The 19,617-nt window shown below is 64.7% G+C and carries 17 protein-coding genes and 1 other RNA gene; 2 read left to right on the top strand and 16 right to left on the bottom strand.

All coding sequences use genetic code 11. The features are described from left to right. Positions 1–29: 29 nt before the first annotated feature. The 16 genes from ftsA to rsmI all read right to left on the bottom strand — a co-directional run bounded on the left by ftsA (position 30) and on the right by rsmI (position 17,174). Positions 30–1,286, bottom strand: a complete 1,257-nt coding sequence (gene ftsA, locus J5M71_RS17835) for a cell division protein FtsA (RefSeq protein ID WP_015271706.1) — start codon at positions 1,284–1,286, stop codon at positions 30–32. Between the two features lie 14 nt (positions 1,287–1,300). Then, positions 1,301–2,170, bottom strand: coding sequence for a cell division protein FtsQ/DivIB (locus J5M71_RS17830; protein ID WP_012274056.1), 870 nt, complete (start codon positions 2,168–2,170; stop codon positions 1,301–1,303). A gap of 5 nt (positions 2,171–2,175) precedes the next feature. Beyond that, on the bottom strand, positions 2,176–3,132 hold the full coding sequence (locus J5M71_RS17825; RefSeq protein ID WP_207834520.1) for a D-alanine--D-alanine ligase: 957 nt from the start codon (positions 3,130–3,132) through the stop codon (positions 2,176–2,178). After that, the gene (murC, locus tag J5M71_RS17820) at positions 3,129–4,577 is read right to left on the bottom strand and encodes a UDP-N-acetylmuramate--L-alanine ligase (RefSeq protein WP_063913305.1); all 1,449 of its coding nucleotides are present in this window, start codon (positions 4,575–4,577) and stop codon (positions 3,129–3,131) included. Before murC ends, J5M71_RS17825 begins: the two co-directional genes overlap by 4 nt. Next, positions 4,570–5,649, bottom strand: coding sequence for an undecaprenyldiphospho-muramoylpentapeptide beta-N-acetylglucosaminyltransferase (gene murG, locus J5M71_RS17815; protein WP_063913306.1), 1,080 nt, complete (start codon positions 5,647–5,649; stop codon positions 4,570–4,572). The genes murC and murG overlap by 8 nt, the downstream gene beginning before the upstream one ends. Further along, complete coding sequence (ftsW, locus tag J5M71_RS17810) at positions 5,639–6,850, bottom strand: putative lipid II flippase FtsW (RefSeq protein ID WP_172827528.1); 1,212 nt, start codon at positions 6,848–6,850, stop codon at positions 5,639–5,641. Before ftsW ends, murG begins: the two co-directional genes overlap by 11 nt. Further along, positions 6,850–8,196, bottom strand: a complete 1,347-nt coding sequence (murD, locus tag J5M71_RS17805; RefSeq protein ID WP_063913445.1) for a UDP-N-acetylmuramoyl-L-alanine--D-glutamate ligase — start codon at positions 8,194–8,196, stop codon at positions 6,850–6,852. Before murD ends, ftsW begins: the two co-directional genes overlap by 1 nt. A gap of 6 nt (positions 8,197–8,202) precedes the next feature. Further along, the gene (mraY, locus tag J5M71_RS17800; RefSeq protein ID WP_063913308.1) at positions 8,203–9,285 is read right to left on the bottom strand and encodes a phospho-N-acetylmuramoyl-pentapeptide-transferase; all 1,083 of its coding nucleotides are present in this window, start codon (positions 9,283–9,285) and stop codon (positions 8,203–8,205) included. Further along, positions 9,285–10,652 (bottom strand): UDP-N-acetylmuramoyl-tripeptide--D-alanyl-D-alanine ligase, encoded by a 1,368-nt coding sequence (gene murF / locus J5M71_RS17795; RefSeq protein WP_207834518.1) that lies wholly within the window; start codon positions 10,650–10,652, stop codon positions 9,285–9,287. Before murF ends, mraY begins: the two co-directional genes overlap by 1 nt. Then, positions 10,645–12,135 (bottom strand): UDP-N-acetylmuramoyl-L-alanyl-D-glutamate--2,6-diaminopimelate ligase, encoded by a 1,491-nt coding sequence (locus tag J5M71_RS17790; RefSeq protein ID WP_207834516.1) that lies wholly within the window; start codon positions 12,133–12,135, stop codon positions 10,645–10,647. The genes murF and J5M71_RS17790 overlap by 8 nt, the downstream gene beginning before the upstream one ends. Continuing rightward, positions 12,132–13,874: a penicillin-binding protein 2 gene (locus J5M71_RS17785; RefSeq protein WP_207834661.1), complete on the bottom strand. Its 1,743-nt coding sequence runs from the start codon at positions 13,872–13,874 to the stop codon at positions 12,132–12,134. Before J5M71_RS17785 ends, J5M71_RS17790 begins: the two co-directional genes overlap by 4 nt. Further along, entirely contained in the window at positions 13,874–14,167 is a 294-nt protein-coding gene (gene ftsL / locus J5M71_RS17780) for a cell division protein FtsL (RefSeq protein WP_025340552.1), read from the bottom strand. The genes J5M71_RS17785 and ftsL overlap by 1 nt, the downstream gene beginning before the upstream one ends. Then, complete coding sequence (rsmH, locus tag J5M71_RS17775) at positions 14,164–15,105, bottom strand: 16S rRNA (cytosine(1402)-N(4))-methyltransferase RsmH (protein ID WP_207834659.1); 942 nt, start codon at positions 15,103–15,105, stop codon at positions 14,164–14,166. Before rsmH ends, ftsL begins: the two co-directional genes overlap by 4 nt. 2 nt (positions 15,106–15,107) lie before the next feature. Next, positions 15,108–15,563: a division/cell wall cluster transcriptional repressor MraZ gene (mraZ, locus tag J5M71_RS17770; protein ID WP_004575120.1), complete on the bottom strand. Its 456-nt coding sequence runs from the start codon at positions 15,561–15,563 to the stop codon at positions 15,108–15,110. 308 nt (positions 15,564–15,871) lie between these two features. After that, an RNA gene (gene rnpB, locus J5M71_RS17765) (RNase P RNA component class A) lies at positions 15,872–16,231 on the bottom strand. A 67-nt stretch (positions 16,232–16,298) separates the two neighbouring features. After that, positions 16,299–17,174, bottom strand: a complete 876-nt coding sequence (gene rsmI / locus J5M71_RS17760) for a 16S rRNA (cytidine(1402)-2'-O)-methyltransferase (RefSeq protein ID WP_207834514.1) — start codon at positions 17,172–17,174, stop codon at positions 16,299–16,301. Between the two features lie 186 nt (positions 17,175–17,360). On the opposite strand from rsmI, the gene J5M71_RS17755 reads away from it, so the two are divergent. Both J5M71_RS17755 and J5M71_RS17750 read left to right on the top strand, forming a co-directional pair. Beyond that, complete coding sequence (locus J5M71_RS17755) at positions 17,361–19,178, top strand: penicillin-binding protein activator (protein WP_207834512.1); 1,818 nt, start codon at positions 17,361–17,363, stop codon at positions 19,176–19,178. Beyond that, complete coding sequence (locus tag J5M71_RS17750) at positions 19,178–19,549, top strand: YraN family protein (protein ID WP_207834510.1); 372 nt, start codon at positions 19,178–19,180, stop codon at positions 19,547–19,549. The genes J5M71_RS17755 and J5M71_RS17750 overlap by 1 nt, the downstream gene beginning before the upstream one ends. Positions 19,550–19,617: the final 68 nt, after the last annotated feature.

Raw genomic sequence — 19,617 nt, 5'->3', positions numbered from 1 at the left:
TGTCGCGCCTACCACTACTGCTTTGAAACTTAGAAGTTGCCCTGGACCCAGCGCTTGAAGCGTTCAAGCACTGGAGCCTTCGGTTCATCGCCATAGCTGTTGTTGCTGCTGTTACCGGTCAAGGGCAGGTCTTCGGTCTGCTTCTGCAGGCCGTAGGTGAGCAAGCCCACGCCGGTGGAATAGATCGGGTTGCGAACCACGTCGCTAAGCCCCCGAACGCTGTGCGGTACGCCCAGGCGTACCGGCATGTGGAAGATTTCCTCGGCCAGTTCCACGGCGCCTTCCATCTTCGCGGTGCCGCCGGTCAGGACGATGCCGGCCGGCACCAGGTCCTCGTAGCCGCTGCGGCGCAATTCGGCCTGGATCAAGGTGAAGAGCTCGTCGTAACGTGGCTCCACCACCTCGGCCAGGGCCTGACGCGACAGCTCGCGCGGTGGGCGATCACCCACGCTCGGCACCTTGATGGTCTCGCCGGCGCCAGCCAGTTTGGCCAGGGCGCAGGCGTAGCGGATCTTGATTTCTTCGGCGTACTGGGTCGGGGTACGCAGGGCCATGGCGATATCGTTGGTCACCTGGTCGCCGGCAATCGGGATCACCGCGGTGTGACGGATCGCGCCCTCGGTGAAGATGGCGATGTCGGTGGTGCCACCACCAATGTCCACCAGGCACACGCCCAGTTCTTTTTCATCGTCGGTCAGCACCGAGTAGGCCGAGGCCAGCTGTTCGAGGATGATGTCGTCGATTTCCAGGCCGCAGCGGCGGACGCACTTCTCGATGTTCTGCGCCGCGTTGACCGCGCAGGTGACCACGTGGACCTTGGCTTCCAGACGTACGCCCGACATGCCCAGCGGCTCGCGCACGCCTTCCTGGTTGTCGATCACGTAGTCCTGCGGCAGGGTGTGCAGCACGCGCTGGTCGGCCGGGATGGCCACGGCCTGGGCGGCGTCGAGTACGCGCTCCAGGTCGGCCAGGCTGACCTCGCGGTCGCGGATGGCGACGATGCCGTGGGAGTTCAGGCTGCGGATGTGGTTGCCGGCCACGCCGACGAAGGCCGAGTGGATGCGGCAGCCGGCCATCAGCTGCGCCTCTTCCACGGCGCGCTGGATCGACTGCACGGTGGACTCGATGTTCACCACCACGCCTTTTTTCAGGCCACGGGAGGGATGGGTACCGATCCCGACGATCTCCAGGGTACCGTCCTCGCCCACTTCGCCCACCAGCGCCACCACCTTGGAGGTGCCGATGTCCAGCCCGACGATCATTTTGCCGCTATGCGCGTTTGCCATGGTCCTGCCTCTCTCTAATTCTTCGCAACGGCGGGTTGGGCCGTCGTCGGTGCAATCGGTTCCCGCCAACCAACGGCAAGTCCGTTGGAATAACGCAGATCAATGCGGGCGATAGTGGTGATCTGGTCTTTGAGTGTTTTGTCGTATATGGCAATGAAACGGCGCATTTTCTCCACCAGATGGTCGCGCCCCAGCAGCAGCTCGATGCCCGGCCCGGCGCTGCTCGCGCCGGTGGTCAGGAACCAGCTGCCTCGCTCGCGCAGCTCCAGGCGAGCGATGGAAAAGCCCAGGGGGCGCAGCATCTGGCTCAATACCTGATACTGCTGCATGACTTGTTGCTGAGCACGCTGCGGCCCGGCCAGCTGCGGCAGATGCTCGTAGTTGGCCAGCTCGCGCGGGGTGAAGGCCTGGCCCTGGTTGTTGAGCAAGGCTTCGTCACCCCAGCGTGCCACCGGCAACTGTTCTTCCAGGCGGATCACCACCTCGTCGGGCCATACCCGGCGCACTTCGGCATGGGCAATCCACGGCATCTGTTCGAGCTCGGCGCGCATCGCCGGCAGGTCGACGCTGAAGAAGCTCGCCGCCACGTAGGGCGCGATACGCTGCTGCACCGACTGCTGGCTGATGTAGCTGAGGTCACCCTGCACGTCGATCTTGGTGATCGGCCGGTCGGCGTATGGCATCAGGCGAATGGCGCCCTCATAGGCGCCAAACCCGGCCGCCACCAGCAGCACCGGCCACAGCAGGCGCTTGAGCCCCCCCAGGCTTGGCCGCGGCAGGCGCGCCGATACGGGCTCGTCGGCCACCAGCCGACTGGCACCACGCGGCACCGGCTTGCTACGGCCGGTAACGGGTTGCTGCTGACGTATCATCGCGCCTTGCATGGTTGTTAACCTCGCGTCGCCACGCTTTCGGCCAGGATTGCCAGCACCAGTTGCTGGAAGTCCAGGCCGGCCGCGCGGGCCGCCATGGGCACCAGGCTATGATCGGTCATGCCGGGTGCGGTGTTGACTTCGAGCAGCCAGAACCGGCCCTGCTCGTCCTGCATCACGTCCAGCCGCCCCCAGCCTTCGATGCCGATGGCATCGCAGGCGCGCGCGGTCAGGTCGATCAGTTCCTGTTCCTTGACGCTGTCCAGGCCGCACGGAATGCGGTACTGGGTATCGTTGGCGATGTACTTGGCGTCGTAGTCGTAGAACACGTGCGGCGTACCCAGGGCGATCGGTGGCAGCACCTGGCCACGCAATACCGCGACGGTGAACTCCGGCCCGTGGATCCACTGCTCCACCAGTACCTGGGAATCGTATCTGGCAGCATCCTGCCAGGCGGCGACCAGTTCCTGGGCGCTGTTCACCTTGGCCATGCCGATGCTGGAACCTTCATGGGCCGGTTTGACGATAAGCGGGAAGCCCAGTTCCGTAGCGGCCTGCAAACAATCGCTTTCGCTCGCCAGCACGGCATGGCGCGGGGTCGGAATGCCCAGGCTCTGCCACACCTGCTTGGTACGCAGCTTGTCCATGGCCAGTGCCGAGGCAAGGATGCCACTGCCGGTGTACGGGATGCCCAGGCACTCGAGCAGGCCTTGCATGCTGCCGTCTTCACCGCCACGGCCGTGGAGGATGATGAAGGCGCGGTCGATCTTCTCGCTTTGCAGGCGGTCGAGCAGGTCGTCACCCACGTCGATGGCGACCACGTCGACACCGGCGGTAGTCAGCGCGTCGATCACCGCAGCGCCGGATTTGAGCGACACTTCACGCTCGGCACTCTTGCCGCCGTACAGCACGGCAACACGGCCGAACGCCTTGACGTCCAGGGTCGAGTGCAGCTTTTCGTAGGCGCTGGTCATTTCGACTTCTCCTGCTTGGCGCCAGCGAACAGCGGGCTTTTCATCAATTGCGGGGCCAGGCCGCCGACATCACCGGCACCCTGGCAGATCAGGATGTCGCCAGCACGCAGCAGTGGCTTGACCAGTGGCGCCAGGTCGACGCCACGTTCGATGTAGATCGGGTCCAGCTTGCCGCGCTGGCGGATGCTGTGGCACAGCTGGCGGCTGTCGGCACCGGGGATCGGCTCTTCGCCAGCCGGGTAGACTTCCATCAGCAGCAGCACGTTGGCATCGCCCAGCACCTGGACGAAATCGTCGTACAGGTCGCGGGTACGGCTGTAGCGATGCGGCTGGTAGACGATCACCAGGCGGCGGCTTGGCCAGCCACCGCGCACGGCCTTGATCACCGCAGCCACTTCGGTCGGGTGGTGGCCATAGTCGTCGACCAGCATCACGCTGCCGCCTTCGACCGGCAGTTCGCCATACACCTGGAAGCGGCGGCCGACGCCCTGGAAGCCGGACAGGCCCTGGACGATGGCCTCGTCAGTGATGCCTTCGTCGGTGGCGATGGCGATGGTGGCCAAGGCGTTGAGCACGTTGTGGTTGCCGGGCATGTTCACCGACACCTCCAGCGGCTCGCGGTCACGGCGCAGCACGGTGAAGTGGGTCTGCATGCCCTTCTGGCGCACGTTGATGGCGCGGATGTCGGCCTCGTCGCTGAAGCCATAGGTCACGGTCGGGCGCTTGACCTGTGGCAGGATCTCGCGCACTACCGGGTCGTCCAGGCACATCACGGCCAGGCCGTAGAACGGCAGGTTGTGCAGGAACTCGACGAAGGTTTTCTTCAGTTTGTTGAAGTCACCTTCGTAGGTCGCCATGTGGTCGGCGTCGATGTTGGTGACCACGGCCACCATCGGCTGCAGGTGCAGGAAGCTGGCATCGCTCTCGTCCGCTTCGGCAATCAGGTAGCGGCTGGTGCCGAGCTGGGCATTGGTGCCGGCAGCGGTCAGGCGGCCGCCGATGACGAAGGTCGGGTCCAGGCCGCCGGCAGCGAACACTGAAGCCAGCAGGCTGGTGGTGGTGGTCTTGCCGTGGGTACCGGCAACGGCCACGCCATGGCGGTAGCGCATCAGCTCGGCGAGCATCTCGGCACGCGGCACCACCGGAATGCGCCGCTCCAGGGCGGTGGCGACTTCCGGGTTGGCCGGGTTGATGGCGCTGGACACCACCAGCACATCGGCGGTGGCGGCGTTCTCGGCGCGGTGGCCGACGAAGATCTCGGCACCGAACGATTCCAGGCGCTCGGTGACCGGCGAGGCCTTCAGATCGGAACCGGACACTTCATAGCCCAGGTTCAGCAACACTTCGGCAATGCCGCACATGCCCACGCCGCCGATACCGACGAAGTGAATACGGCGGATACGGCCCATCTTCGGCTGGGGCATGGCTTTCTGGCTCTCAACCATGGGCCACCTCCAGGCAGATATCGACCACGGTGCTGGTTGCGGCAGGTTTGGCCAGGCGCCGTGCGGTGCCTGCCATGACGTTGAGTTTCTCGGGTTGCATCAGCACCTCGTTCAGGCGTTCAGCGAGCTGCGCTGCGCCAGTTGTCGCTTGTGGCATCAGGAAGGCAGCACCTTCCCGGGCCAGATATTGGGCGTTGTGGGTCTGGTGGTCGTCGATCGCGTGGGGCAATGGCACCAGCACCGAAGGCAGGCCTGCTGCCGCCAGCTCGCTGACGGTCAGGGCACCGGCCCGGCACACCACCATGTCGGCCCAGCCATAGGCTTGGGCCATGTCCTTGATGAAGGGCTCTACCTGCGCCTCGACACCCGCCTCGTGATAACGCTCGGCGGTGATCGGCGCGTGTTGCTTGCCAGCCTGGTGGAACACCTCTGGCCGCAGCGCGGCGGGCACCTCGGACAGGGCCTTAGGCAACAATTTGTTCAATGGTTCCGCGCCCAGGCTGCCACCGAGCACCAACAGGCGTGCACGGCGCTCGGTCAGGGGCGCGCGATGCGCGTCCATGAACAGCTCCGGGCGCACCGGGTTGCCGGTGGTGCGACGTTTGTCGCTGGCCTCGAAGGTGTTCGGGAAAGCTTCGCAAACCCGTGCCGAGAGTGGCACCAGCAACCGGTTGGCAGTGCCGGCGCGGGCGTTCTGCTCATGGATCACCAGCGGTACGCCGCACAGGCGTGCGGCGACGCCACCCGGGCCGGTCACATAGCCACCGAAGCCGACCACGCATACAGGCTTGAGCTCACGCACGATACGCCGCGCCTGCAGCACGGCCTTGACCAGGGTGAACGGCGCCTTGAGCAACGACAGCTTGCTCTTGCCGCGCAGGCCACTGACCTGGATCAGGTGCAACGGCAGGCCAGCCTGGGGCACCAGTTCATTCTCGATGCCACGCGGGGTGCCCAGCCAGTGCACGCTGTAACCACGTGCCTGGAACTCACGGGCGCAGGCCAGGGCCGGGAACACGTGGCCCCCGGTGCCGCCCGCCATGATCAGTACATTCTTGCCGTCAGCGGCCATGATTGGTCTCCTCGGCAAAATCGCTTTCGCTGAACTCGTGTTCCTCACTGCCCAGGTGCGTGCGGCTTTCCCACTCGATACGCAGCAACAGGCCCACGCAGGCACAGCAGATCACCAGCGAGCTGCCCCCGTAGCTGAGGAACGGCAGGGTCAGGCCCTTGGTCGGCAGCAGGCCGACGTTCACACCGATGTTGATCAGGAACTGGCCGATCCACAGGAACGCCAGCCCGAAGGCGACATAAGCGGCAAAGAACTGCTTGGCTTTTTCAGCCCACAGGCCGATGTACAGGGCACGCACGGTCACGAACACGAAGAGCGCGATGGTCAGCAGCGAGCCGACCACGCCGAGTTCTTCGGCCAGTACCGAGAACACGAAGTCGGTGTGCGCTTCAGGCAGGTAGAACTGCTTCTGCACGCTGTTGCCCAGGCCAACGCCCAGCCACTCGCCACGGCCGAAGGCAATCAGCGCCTGGGTCAGCTGGTAGCCCGAGCCGAACTGGTCGGACCACGGGTCGGTAAAGGTAATCAGGCGCGCCATGCGGTAAGGCTGCGCCTGTACCAGGACGAACACCGCGACCACCGCCAGCACCACCATCAGGCTGAAGCGGAACAGCCCCACACCGCCCAGGAACAGCATGGCCGCCGCCGCGCCCATCATTACCACGGTGGCACCGAAGTCCGGCTCCATCAGCAGCAGGGCCGCCATGGGCAGCAGCACGATGAACGGTTTGAAGAAGCCCATCCAGGTTTCGCGTACCTCGGTCTGCCGGCGTACAAGGTAGCCGGCCAGGTAAATGACCACGAACACCTTGGCGATTTCCGAGGGCTGCACGTTGAAGAAGCTGAAGCCGATCCAGCGCATGGAGCCGTTCACTTCGCGGCCGATACCCGGCACCAGCACCAGCACCAGCAGGCCGAAGGCCCCCAGCAGCATCATGAAGCCCATGCGCTGCCAGGTGGCGATCGGCACCAGCATGGTGGCGCCACAGGCGACCAGGCCGAGGAACACGTACACCAGGTGGCGGAACATGTGGTAAAGCGGGTTGCCCGACTGCACCGCAGCCACTTCCGAGGACGCAGAGGTGATCATCACCAGGCCCAGGCCCAGCAATGCCAGGCAGCCAGCGAGCATCGCAAAGTCCAGGTCGATGCCACGGCCGCTGATCAGCGGCGACGGATAGGGCTTGAGGATGCCGAAGATCATGCAAGGCCTCCCGCTGCCTGGGCGAACAGGCGCCCGCGTTCTTCGAAGTTCCTGAACATGTCGAGGCTGGCGCACGCCGGCGACAGCAGCACGGCATCACCCGCCTGGGCCAGTTCGGCGCATTGCTGCACGGCATCGTCGAGGGTTTTCACGCGGACCAGTTGCACACCATCGCCAAGGGCTTCGGCCAGGCGCTCGGCATCACGGCCAAGCAGTACCACAGCACGGCAGAAGCGCTGGACCGGCTCGCGCAGTGCAGCGAAGTCGGCGCCCTTGCCATCGCCACCGGCGATCAGCACCAGCTTGCCTTCGATATCGGCACCCAGGCCCTCGATGGCGGCCAGGGCAGCACCGACGTTGGTGGCCTTGGAATCGTCGTACCAGTTCACGCCGTTGCGCTCGCGCACCCACTGGCAGCGATGGGCCAGGCCACCGAACTCGCGCAGGGCTTCGAGCATCGGCTCGAACGGCAGGCCGGCAGCATGCCCCAGGGCCAACGCCGCCAAGGCATTGCTCTGGTTGTGGGCACCACGAATCTTCAGTTCGCGCACCGGCATCAGCGCCTGGAACTCGAATGCCAGGTACTTCTCACCGTCCACTTCGCGCAGGCCAAAGGCCTTGAAGTCTGGCTGGTTGAGGCCGAAGGTCCAGCATGGGCGGCCTTCGACCGGCAGTGGGCGGCTCAGGGCGTCCTGACGATTGACGACAACCTGTTTGGCGCCACGGAAGATCCGGTGCTTGGCCAGGTGGTAGGCCGGCAGGCCGCTGTAGCGGTCCATGTGGTCTTCGCTGATGTTCAGCACCGTGGCCACTTCGGCGTTGAGCTGGTCAGTGGTTTCCAGCTGGAAGCTGGACAGTTCCAGCACGTACAGCTCGACATCATCGGCCAACAAGTCCAGTGCCGGGGTACCGAGGTTGCCGCCCACCGCCACGCGCTTGCCGGCCTTGGCGGCCATTTCGCCAACCAGGGTGGTGACGGTGCTCTTGGCGTTGGAGCCGCTGATGGCAATGATCGGGGCCTTGGCGTAGCGGGCGAACAGTTCGATGTCACCGGACAGCTTCACGCCACGCGCGGCCGCCTGCTGCAGGGCCGGGGTGGCCAGGGCCAGGCCGGGGCTTACGTACAGCTCGTTGGCGCGGCACAGGAAGTCCACGTCCAGCTCACCACAGCGCACTTCCACCTGCGGGTAATCACGGCGCAGGGTGTCCAGTTCCGGCGGTTGCTCGCGGGTGTCGGCGACCGCAAAGGCAACGCCCCGGCTCGCCAGGAAGCGAACCAGGGACATGCCGCTCTTGCCGAGGCCGACAACGATGCGGAATTGGTCGGAAGCGATCAAAGACACGCTCATCTACCTCAGTTTCAGGGTTGCAAGGCCGATCAGCACCAGGATCACGGTGATGATCCAGAAGCGGACGATCACCCGTGGCTCTGGCCAGCCCTTGAGTTCAAAGTGGTGGTGGATCGGCGCCATGCGGAACACGCGCTTGCCGGTCAGCTTGAAGGAGGCAACCTGGATCACCACCGACAGGGTTTCCATGACGAACACGCCGCCCATGATGAACAGCACGATTTCCTGGCGAACGATCACGGCGATGGTGCCCAGCGCGGCGCCCAACGCCAGTGCGCCAACGTCACCCATGAACACCTGCGCCGGGTAGGTGTTGAACCACAGGAAGCCCAGGCCGGCACCGATCAGCGCGCCGCAGAACACGATCAGCTCGCCCGAGCCCGGCACATAGGGGATCAGCAGGTATTCGGCGAACTTCACGTTGCCCGACAGGTAGCAGAAGATGCCCAGGGCACCACCGACCATCACCGTCGGCATGATCGCCAGGCCGTCGAGGCCGTCGGTAAGGTTGACCGCGTTGCTCGAGCCGACAATGACGAAGTAGGTCAGCACGACGAAGCCGATGCCCAGCGGAATGGTGACATCCTTGACGAACGGCAGGATCAGCGTGGTTTCGACGCTGGTCGGTGCGGTCTTGTACAGGAAGATGGCGGCTGCCAGGCCGAACACCGACTGCCAGAAGTACTTCCAGCGGCTTGGCAGGCCGCGCGAATTCTTTTCGATCACCTTGCGGTAGTCGTCGACCCAGCCGATGGCACCGAATGCCAGGGTAACGATCAGCACCACCCACACGTAGCGGTTGGTCAGGTCGGCCCACAGCAGGGTGCTGACGGCGATGGCGGACAGGATCAGCGCCCCGCCCATGGTCGGGGTGCCGGACTTGGACAGGTGCGATTGCGGGCCGTCGTTACGCACGGCCTGGCCGATCTGGCGGATTTGCAGGGTACGGATCATCCACGGCCCCAGCCACAGCGCCAGGGACAACGCGGTCAGCACACCCAGAATCCCGCGCAGGGACAGGTACTGGAAGACCGCGAAGCCTTTGTGGAACTGTTGCAGATACTCGGCCAACAGCAGCAGCATTAATGTTTCTCCCCGCTGGCACCGCACAATGCCGCCACGACGTTTTCCATCGCAGCGCTGCGCGAGCCCTTGATCAAGATAGTGGTGTCGCTGGCATTCTCGGCGCCAACCGCGTCGATCAGTTCAGCTTGAGTAGCGAAATGGTGGCCATTGGCGCCGAACGCCTTGACCGCGTGTGTCATGTTGGTGCCCACCGCGTACAGGGCGTCTACCTTGCCACGCGCGTAGTCACCCACCTGACGGTGGCCTTCCTCCGCCCATTGCCCCAGTTCGCCGATATCCCCAAGCACCAGGATGGTGCGTCCGGAAAAGCCGGCGAGTATATCAATGGCTGCGCACATGGAGGTGGGATTTGCGTTGTAACTGTCGTCGATCACCCGCACGCCGTTCGGCGCGATCTGCGCCACGGTACGGCCCTTGACCGGTTGCACGGCAGCCAGGCCGGCGGCGATGCCGCTCAGGCTCAGACCAACGGCATGGGCAGCGGCGGCGGCGGCCAGGGCGTTGCTGACGTTATGCGTACCCAGCAGGTTCAACTGCACCGGCACCTTGCCATCAGGCCCATGCAGGGTGAACGACGGGCAGCCACGGGCATCACGGCCGATGTCACTGGCATGGAAGTCAGCCTGCGGGTTGTCCAGGGCAAAGCTGAGGATGCGGTGGTTGCCGGCACGTTTGCGCCAGATATCGAAGGCCTTGTCGGCCAGATTGAGGATGGCAGTGCCGCCCTCGCCCAGGCCTTCGAGAATCTCGCCCTTGGCTTCGACGATCTTTTCCGGGCCGCCGAACTCGCCAACGTGGGCGGTACCGGCGTTGTTGATGATGACCACCTGAGGCCGGGTCAGGCCGACGGTGTAGCGGATCTCGCCAATGCGCGAGGCGCCCAGCTCGATCACCGCGGCGCTGTGCTCTGGGGCGATCTCCAGCAGGGTCAGTGGCGCACCGAGGTCGTTGTTCAGGTTGCCGCGGGTGGCGTGCACCAGGCCACGGGTACGCAGGATGCTGGCGAGCATCTCCTTGACCGTGGTCTTGCCGCTGGAACCGGTGATGGCCACCACCGGCTTGTCGAAGGCAGCACGGTTCAGCGCGCCAAGCTGGCCGAGGGCCAAGCGGCAATCGGCCACCAACAGCTGCGGCAGGTCGACATCGGCCACTTCACGCTCGACCAGGGCCGCGACAGCGCCCTTGGCTTTTACATCGGCCAGGTAGTCGTGGCCATCGAAGCGCGGGCCGGCCAGGGCAACGAACAGCTGCCCGGCGCCAACACTGCGGCTGTCGATGCTGACGCCGGTGAACGTGGCGTCGGCACCGACTTGTTGACCACTCAGTGCTGTGGTCAGCTGGCTGAGTGACATCGGCTTAAGCATGTGGAGCCTCCCAGGCTGCAAGTGCCTTTTCGGCCTCGGTCAGATCGGAGAAGTCATGGCGCTCGCCATTGATCTCCTGGTAATCCTCGTGCCCCTTGCCGGCCAGCACGATCACATCGTTGGCAGCGGCGGTAGCGATCAGATGCGCGATGGCTTCGCCACGACCGGCAACGAACTCGACTTCGGCAGGCTTGGTGAAGCCCGGGCGGATGTCGTCAAAGATGCGCAGCGGGTCTTCAGTACGCGGATTGTCGTCGGTGACCAGCACGCGGTCAGCCAGGCGCTCGGCCACTTCGGCCATCAGCGGGCGCTTGCCGCGGTCACGGTCGCCGCCGCAGCCGAACAGGCACAGCAACTTGCCGTGGGCGTGCGGGCGCAGGGCTTCGAGTACTTTTTCCAGGGCGTCCGGGGTGTGTGCGTAGTCGACCACCACCAGCGGCTTGTCACCGCCTCCCAGGCGCTGCATGCGGCCGACCGGCCCCTGCAGCTGCGGGGTGACCTTGAGGATTTCATCCAGCGCATAGTCCAGCGCCAGCAGGGTCGCCACGGCGGCGAGCATGTTGCTCAGGTTGAAGCGGCCCAGCAACTGGCTACGCAGGGTACGTTCACCCTGGGCGGTGACCAGGGTGGCGCGCACGCCATCGTCATTGAACACGGCCTCACGGCAGAACAGCGAGGCCTCCGGGTTCTCCAGGCTATAGCTGAGCAACCGGGTCTCGATATGGTCGGCACTCGGGCGGCGGGCAAAGTCCGCGGCCAGGCGACGGCCAAAGTCATCATCCAGGTTGACCACCTGGCAACGCAGGCCCGGCCAGGCGAACAACTTGGCCTTGGCGGCCTCGTAGGCCTCCATGCTGCCGTGGTAGTCCAGATGGTCGCGGGACAGGTTGGTCATGACCGCGATGTCGAACTCCAGCGCGGCGACACGCCCCTGCTCCAGGGCATGGGAGGAAACCTCCATGGCCACGGCCTTGGCGCCGCCTTTCCTGAGGTCGTTGAGGGTCGACTGCACGGCGATCGGGTCGGGCGTGGTCAGGCGGCCACTCTGCAGCTCACCATAGAAGCCGGTACCCAGGGTGCCGATCAGGCCACAACGCTGGCCAAGCACGTCCAGCGCCTGGGCCACCAGCTGGGTGACGCTGGTCTTGCCGTTGGTGCCGGTCACGCCCACCAGGTTCAGCTGGCGGCTCGGCTCGCCATAGAAGCGACCTGCGATATCCGAAAGCTGGGCGATCAGGCCCTTGACCGGAATCAGCGGCACATCGGTGATTGGCAACACGCTCGCGCCCTGTTCTTCATAGGCCACGGCGGCAGCGCCACGGGCCAGGGCATCGGCGATATGCTCGCGGCCATCGACCTTGGCACCCGGCACGGCCAGGAACAGGTCGCCCGGGCGCACGTTGCGACTGTCCAGGGTCAGTTCACGGATCAGCGGGTCACGGCTGGCGTGAGCGAAAAGCTTGCTCAATGGCATTGTCATCATCCACGCCCTCCCTTGGCGGTTGCTGCTGCATTGACTTGCGATTGTTCGACGGGGGCTGGTGGCGGCAGGTTGTCTGGCGGCACGTTCATCAGGCGCAGTGTGCCGGACATGACCTTGCTGAACACCGGTGCCGAAACCAGGCCACCGAAGTAGCCGCCCTTGCCCGGTTCGTCGATGACCACGACGATGGCGTAGCGAGGGTCGCTCATCGGCCCGAAGCCGGCGAACAGTGAGCGGTAGGCGTTTTCGGTGTAGCCCTTGGACCCCACGGTGGCCTTGCGCGCGGTACCGGACTTGCCGGCCACGTGGTAGAACGGCACCTGGGCGCGGAACACGCCGCGCGGAGCTTCGATCACCTGCTGCAGCATGCCCTGAACGGTCTCGGCGGTTTCCTTCGGAATGGCCTGCACGGCTTCCGGGGCCTTGTCGACCTTGAGGATCGACAGCGGCACCATCTTGCCGTCGTTGGCCAGCGCCGCGTAGGCATGCACCAGCTGCAGGGCGGTCACCGACACGCCGTAGCCATAGGACAGGGTCGCGGTCTCGGCCTTGCGCCACTCGCGGTGGTTGGGCAGGTTGCCGACGCGCTCGCCGGGGAAGCCAAGGCCGGTGTACTGGCCCAGGCCGACCTGGGACATGACCCGGTAGATGGCCTCGCCACCGATGTCGAAGGCGATCTTGCTCATGCCGACGTTACTGGAGTTGATCAGGATGCCGGTCAGGTCGAGGATCGGGCCCTCGCTCTTGGACACGTCCTTGATGGTGTAGCGGCCGATCTGCAGGCTGCCGGGGTACACCTCGACCTTGTCGGTCGGCTTCCAGCGGCCACTCTGCAGCGCCGCGCTCATGGAGATCGGCTTGACCGTGGAGCCTGGCTCGAACACGTCGATGATCGCGCGGTTGCGCATGGCGGCCGGGAACATGCTGCGGCGGTTGTTGGGGTTGTAGGTCGGCTGGTTGACCATGGCCAGAACCTCACCGGTCTTGACGTCCATGATCACCAGGCTGCCGGCCTTGGCGTCCTGTTCGGCAATGGCGTTGCGCAGTTCGCGGGTGGCCAGGTACTGCAGGCGCAGGTCTATCGACAACGCCAAGGTCTTCCCTGCCTTGGCGTTCTTGGTTACCTGAATGTCCTTGATCAGCCGGCCGCGCCGATCCTTGATCACCTGCCGCTTGCCGGGTACACCGGCAAGCCACTCGTCATAGGCCAGTTCCACCCCTTCGCGACCGTGGTCATCGAGGTCGGTAAAGCCGACCATGTGCGCGGTGACATCACCGGCCGGGTAGAAGCGGCGGAATTCTTCCAGGCCGTATACACCCGGCACTTTCAGGTCGAGCACATGCTGGCCCTGCTCCGGGGTCAGGCCGCGGACCAGGTAGATGAACTCTTTGCCGGCCTGTTGGGTCAGGCGCTCGGTCAGTTGCTGCGGGTTCTGCCCCAGCGCGGCGGCCAGCTGTGGCCAGCGGTCTTTGGAGGCCTGCATTTCCTTGGGGTTGGCCCACAGGGTGGTGACCGGGGTGCTGACTGCCAGCGGTTCGCCGTTACGGTCGGTGATCAGCCCACGGTGCGCCGGGATAGGGATGTGACGCAGGCTGCGCGCATCGCCCTGGCCCTTGAGGAAGTCACGGTCGACCACCTGCAGGTCGATGATGCGCCAGCAAATGGCACCGACCATCAGCGCCAGCAAGCCGATCACCACGCGGAAGCGCCACGGGTAGAGTGCACCTTCGAGCTTCATCATGGCGCCACCATCCGTACTTCGTCAGCCGAAGGTACGCGCATCTTCAGTTGCTCGGAGGCCAGGTTTTCGATGCGGCTGGCGGCGGTCCAGGTGCTTTGTTCGAGGATCAGCCGGCCCCACTCGGCCTGGGCCTTGTCGCGCTCGTTCAACTCGCCGTACAGGGTATTGAGCAACTGACGGTTCCAGTGCGCGCTGTAGGACACGGCGATGGCCGAAATCAGCACGGCAACGAACAGCAGAAGCATCAGGAAGCTTCCGCCTGGCAAGGGTTTGGCAAACAGCCTGCTCACCGCAGTTTCTCCGCCACGCGCATCACCGCGCTACGCGACCGTGGGTTGGCCTTGAGCTCGGCTTCGGAGGCGAACTGGGCCTTGCCGATGAGCTTGATTTTCGGCTCGAAGACCTTGTGCTGAACCGGCAGGTTGCGCGGCAGGTTGTCGGCCTCTCCCTTGGCCAGCTTGCGCATGAACAGTTTGACGATGCGGTCTTCCAGCGAGTGGAAGCTGATCACCGCCAGGCGGCCCCCAACTTCCAGCGCATCGATCGCGGCCTCGAGGCCCGCCTCGAGGTCACCCAGTTCGTTGTTGACGTGAATGCGCAGGCCCTGGAAGGCGCGGGTCGCCGGGTTCTTGCCCTTCTCCCAGGCCGGGTTGGCCACCTTCAGCACCTCGGCGAGGTCACCGGTGCGGGTGAACGGTTGCTGTTCGCGGCGCTGCACCACGGCGCGAGCCATGCGCTTGGCGAAGCGCTCTTCGCCGTATTCCTTGAACACGCGGGCAATTTCTTCTTCAGGCGCAGTGGCGATGAACTCGGCGGCACTGATGCCCTGGCCCGGGTTCATGCGCATGTCCAGCGGGCCATCATTGAGGAAGCTGAAGCCCCGCTCAGGGTCATCCAGCTGCGGCGAGGAAACGCCCAGGTCCAGCAATACGCCGCTGACCTTGCCATCCAGGCCGCGCTCGGCCACTTCCGCGCCCAGCTCGGCAAAGCTGCGCTGCACAATGACAAAGCGGCCGTCTTCGGCCGCCAGCGCTTGCCCCGTGGCAATCGCCTGTGGATCTTTGTCGAAACCCAGCAGCCGCCCTTGCGGCCCGAGCTTGCTGAGAATCAACCGGCTGTGCCCGCCACGGCCAAAGGTGCCGTCCAGATAGCAACCGTCGGCGCGCAGGGCCAATGCCTCGACAGCTTCGTCGAGCAGGACGGTAATGTGGTTGAAGCCGCTATCTATGGTCACAGGATCAGGTCACGCAATTCGTCGGGCATGGCGCCCGGTTGTTGAATAGCTGCAAGGTCAGCTGCCGAAACCGCGTTCCAGGCATCCTCATCCCACAGCTGGAATTTGTTCAGTTGCCCCACCAGCATCGCCTTCTTGTCGAGCTTGGCGTACTCACGCAGACGGGGCGGCACCAGGAAACGCCCACTGCCATCGAGCTCCAGGTCAACCGCATTACCGATCAGCAAACGCTGCAGGCGGCGGTTTTCCTCACGCAACGATGGCAAGGCACGCAACTTGGCTTCTATCTGTTCCCACTCATCGAGGGGATAAACACACAAGCAGGGGTCAACGGCGTCGATGGTCACGATCAGCTGACCATTGCAACGCGAATCGAGCTCGTCACGGTACCGGCTCGGCATGGCGAGACGGCCCTTGGCATCGAGGCTGACGGCGTTGGCTCCGCGGAACACGGCTGCGATTCCCCACAATGTTAGCTTTTTTGTGCCAGAAAACCCACTTCATCCCACTTTCTGCCACTTGCGCACACTATAGGAATCCGCCCGCAGCACCGTCAAGGCACGTTCGGAAGGAAAAGCCTTACAGGACCGAGATTTAGCGCAATAAGGGAATGCGGAAGGATTACCAAGGAGAAAAAAACACGAGAAAAATCAAACCCACGCAAGCAGGTGGAGTTCGAAGTTAAAGTGATTTATCAAGAGTAAGATTTTTTCGGTATTACCAACGGGCATCTGCTATCGAATCAAGCAGGGAAGGAAAGGTGGAGAGTCGATCTGTAAGCCGGGTTTTGTCGAGGACAGTCATTCCTCTACGACGGCCATCGCTGGACGCCTCTAGCAACCTACCCGGTTCCGACGCGGGCCACGCCTGATGGAACCCTATTTGGTCTTGCTCCGAGTGGGGTTTACCTAGCCACGAACTGTTGCCAGCCGTGCGGTGCGCTCTTACCGCACCTTTTCACCCTTACCGGCACCGAAGTGCTTAGGCGGTTATTTTCTGTGGCACTTTCCGTAGGCTCGCGCCTCCCAGGCGTTACCTGGCACTCTGCCCTATGGAGCCCGGACTTTCCTCCCCCTGCTATTGCGGAACAAAAGCAGGCAGCGACTGTCCGATCGACTCTCCACCGCCAAGATTAACGGCACGCGCGCCCAAGGACAAGCAATACCGGCATTTATATCAATTAGCCACTACTCGGTTTTCTGCTTTTCCAGGGCAAGTTGATACAGCAGGTTCTTGCGCACCCCGGTAATTTCCGCGGCCAGCGCCGCCGCCCGCTTGAGCGGGAGCTCGGCCAGCAGCAGGTCGAGCACCCGCCGCGCCTCGGCACTGATCGCCTGCTCGCCCTCCGGCGCACTCCAGCCACCGACCAGCACCACGCACTCACCGCGCTGCTGGTTGCTGTCACCGGCAACGAATGCGCGCAGTTCGGCCAGGGGCAGGCCCTTGAGGGTCTCGAAGGTCTTGGTCAGCTCTCGCGCCAACAGCGCCGGGCGCTCGCCACCGAATACCGCCTCCATGTCTTCAAGGCACTCCAGGATACGGTGCGGGGCCTCATAGAAGATCAGCGTGCGCGGTTCCTCCTTTACCTGCTCCAGGCGCGCCCGACGCCCCGCCGCCTTGGCCGGCAGGAAGCCTTCGAAGATGAAGCGGTCCGACGGCAGGCCGGCCGCCGACAGTGCGGCGATCAGCGCGCAGGCGCCCGGCACCGGCACCACGTTCACCCCTGCAGCCCGCGCCTGACGCACCAGGTGGTAGCCCGGATCGGAAATCAGCGGCGTGCCTGCATCGGAAACCAACGCCACATTCTCACCCGCCAGCAACTTGGCAAGAAAACGCCCGCCCTCGTCACGCTCGTTGTGCTCATGGCAGGCCGCCAGCGGCGTGTCGATGCCGAAGTGCTGCAGCAGGCGGATCGAATGACGGGTATCTTCCGCCGCGATCAGGGCCACGTCCGCCAGCACCTTCAGCGCCCGAGCGCTCATGTCGTCGAGGTTACCGATGGGGGTTGCGACCACGTACAGCGTCCCCACGGTGGATTTCGAAGCCCCTGCCACATCAGTCACTGCGCACACCTGTCGTTCGGATCAAAGGCGCCATTGTAGCCCGAGCGCCTGCAACAGGGCGCAAAGAAACTCGCCGACGACCGATGGCAGGCCACCTATAGTGAAGGATCGACACGGCGACATCGCGCCCCGGCCAGCGCTTGGGTACAATTGCCGGCCACCTTGATCGAGTAACAGGACCTTTACATGATCGCTTGCCTGCGGCTGTTCACAGCCCTCTGCCTTGCCGCCCTGCTGGCAGCCTGTGCCAGCTCGCCCTCATCCAGCCTGGGCGAACTGCCACGCACCCCGGACGCCAGCATCGAGCAACTGCTCGAAAAGGCAGCTTCCAGCAAGTCCGCGGAAGACGCCGCCCTGCTGCGCCTGAGCGCAGCCGACCTGGCCTACAAGCAGAAGGACTTCCCACGCGCCGCACGTATCCTTGAGCAGGTGCCGCTGGACACGCTCAAGCCGGCCCAGCAAGTGTTCGCCAGCACCCTCGGTGCCGAGCTGGCCATGAGCCGCAACCAGCCCAAGGCTGCACTGACCGCCCTGGCTCACCCCAGCCTGCAACGCGTCGCCGAACTGCCAGAACAACAACAGGCGCGCACCTACAGCGTGCACGCAGCCGCCCTCGAAGCCGATGGCCAGGCCCTGGCCGCCGCGCAACAGCGCGTACTGCTGGCCCCGCTGCTCAGCGGCCAGGCCGCCAGCGCCAACAATGACGCCATTTGGGCCCTGGTCGCCTCGCTGCCGGCAGAGCAACTGCAGCAGCCAGGCAACGACCAGACCCTGGCCGGCTGGACCAGCCTGGCCTTCGCGGTAAAAAGCGCCGGCACCCTGGAGCAGCAGCAAGCGGCTATCGAAGCCTGGGTCAAGCAGCACCCGGACCACCCGGCCGCCCAGCAACTGCCGCTGGCGCTGACCAAGCTCAAGGAGCTGGCCAGCCAGCCGCTGACCAAGATTGCCCTGCTGCTGCCCCAGGAAGGCCCGCTGGCCGGTGTTGCCCGCGCCTTGCGTGACGGCTTCATGGCTGCGCACTTCCAGGCCCAGCAAGCCGGCCAGCAGGCGCCAGCCGTGCAGGTATTCGACAGCTCGCGCATCGGCTCGCTCGACGACTTCTATCGCCAGGCCCAGGCCGCTGGCGTACAGCTGGTCATTGGCCCGCTGGAAAAACCGCTGGTCAAGCAACTGGCTGCCAAGCCACAACTGCCGATCACTACCCTGGCCCTGAACTACGCCGACGCCGGCCAGAAGGCTCCGCCGCAGCTGTTCCAGTTCGGCCTGGCTGCCGAAGACGAAGCCCGTGAAGTGGCACGCCGCGCCCGCGCCGATGGCATGGTCCGCGCCGTAGCCCTGGTGCCGAGCGGCGAATGGGGCGACCGCGTGCTTGCCGCCTTCCGCCAGGACTGGGAGGGCAACGGTGGCACCCTGCTCGCCGCCGAGCGCATCGCCCAGCCGGTCGCCCTGGCCCAGCAGATTGCCGACCTGTTCCAGCTGCGCCAGAGCGAGGGCCGCGCCAAGAGCCTGCAGAGCACGGTAGGCGGCAGCATCGCCGCACAGCCGTCGCGCCGCCAGGACATCGACTTCATCTTCCTCGCCTCGACCCCGCAACAGGCCCAGCAGATCAAGCCGACCCTGAACTTCCAGTACGCCGGTGACGTACCGGTCTACGCCACCTCGAACCTGTACAGCGCCAGTGGTGACGTCAACCAGTACAACGACATGAACGGCATCCGCTTCTGCGAAACGCCGTGGCTGCTCGACACCAGCAACAGCCTGCGCCAGCAGGTCGTGCAGCAGTGGCCGCAAGCCGCCGGCAGCCTGGGCCGCCTGTATGCCATGGGCATCGATGCCTACAGCCTGGCGCCACGCCTGGGCCAGCTGAAAGCGCTGCCGGACAACCGCGTACTGGGCCTTTCGGGCAGCCTGAGCATGAACGCCAACCAGCGCGTCGAACGCCAGTTGCCCTGGGCCGAGTTCTCCGGCGGCCAGGTCCAGCGCCTGCCTGACACCCCTCGCTGATGGCAGCAGCGTCGCCCACCCGCGCCGGGCAGGCAGCAGAAACCCGGGCCCTTGAGTACCTTCAAGGGCAGGGTCTGCAACTGCTGGCGCGCAACTGGCGATGCAAAGGTGGAGAGCTTGATCTGGTCATGCTCGACGCCGATACAGTAGTATTCGTCGAAGTCCGCTACCGGTTGCACGCGGGCTTCGGTGGCGCCCTCGGCAGTATCGACGGGCGCAAGCAGAAACGGTTGGTGCTCGCCGCCAGCCTGTTCCTGCAGAAGGAGCCCCACTGGGGCAACCACCCCTGCCGCTTCGACGTAGTCGCCCTGCAGGGCAGCCACCATGCAGGCAGACCGCTTCAATGGCTGAAAAATGCCTTCGAATGCTGAACCCACTCCGATTTTTTTGCTCTATGTTTCGCGGGCTGGTCGTTGTTGCGCGTAGCAAAGGCCACCGC

The organism is Pseudomonas sp. 43(2021), from assembly GCF_017490805.1.
Classification (GTDB): Bacteria; Pseudomonadota; Gammaproteobacteria; order Pseudomonadales; family Pseudomonadaceae; genus Aquipseudomonas.
This window is presented reverse-complemented; position numbering and strand designations above follow the sequence as displayed.

Excerpts from the sequence above, each read along its gene's own strand:
- ftsA (WP_015271706.1), bottom strand. The coding sequence starts at position 1,286 with ATGGCAAACGCGCATAGCGGCAAAATGATCGTCGGGCTGGACATCGGC.
- J5M71_RS17830 (WP_012274056.1), bottom strand. The coding sequence starts at position 2,170 with ATGCAAGGCGCGATGATACGTCAGCAGCAACCCGTTACCGGCCGTAGC.
- J5M71_RS17825 (WP_207834520.1), bottom strand. The coding sequence starts at position 3,132 with ATGACCAGCGCCTACGAAAAGCTGCACTCGACCCTGGACGTCAAGGCG.
- mraY (WP_063913308.1), bottom strand. The coding sequence starts at position 9,285 with ATGCTGCTGCTGTTGGCCGAGTATCTGCAACAGTTCCACAAAGGCTTC.
- J5M71_RS17790 (WP_207834516.1), bottom strand. The coding sequence starts at position 12,135 with ATGATGACAATGCCATTGAGCAAGCTTTTCGCTCACGCCAGCCGTGAC.
- J5M71_RS17755 (WP_207834512.1), top strand. The coding sequence starts at position 17,361 with ATGATCGCTTGCCTGCGGCTGTTCACAGCCCTCTGCCTTGCCGCCCTG.
- murC (WP_063913305.1), bottom strand. The coding sequence starts at position 4,577 with ATGGTTGAGAGCCAGAAAGCCATGCCCCAGCCGAAGATGGGCCGTATC.
- J5M71_RS17785 (WP_207834661.1), bottom strand. The coding sequence starts at position 13,874 with ATGAAGCTCGAAGGTGCACTCTACCCGTGGCGCTTCCGCGTGGTGATC.
- murG (WP_063913306.1), bottom strand. The coding sequence starts at position 5,649 with ATGGCCGCTGACGGCAAGAATGTACTGATCATGGCGGGCGGCACCGGG.
- J5M71_RS17750 (WP_207834510.1), top strand. The coding sequence starts at position 19,178 with ATGGCAGCAGCGTCGCCCACCCGCGCCGGGCAGGCAGCAGAAACCCGG.
- murF (WP_207834518.1), bottom strand. The coding sequence starts at position 10,652 with ATGCTTAAGCCGATGTCACTCAGCCAGCTGACCACAGCACTGAGTGGT.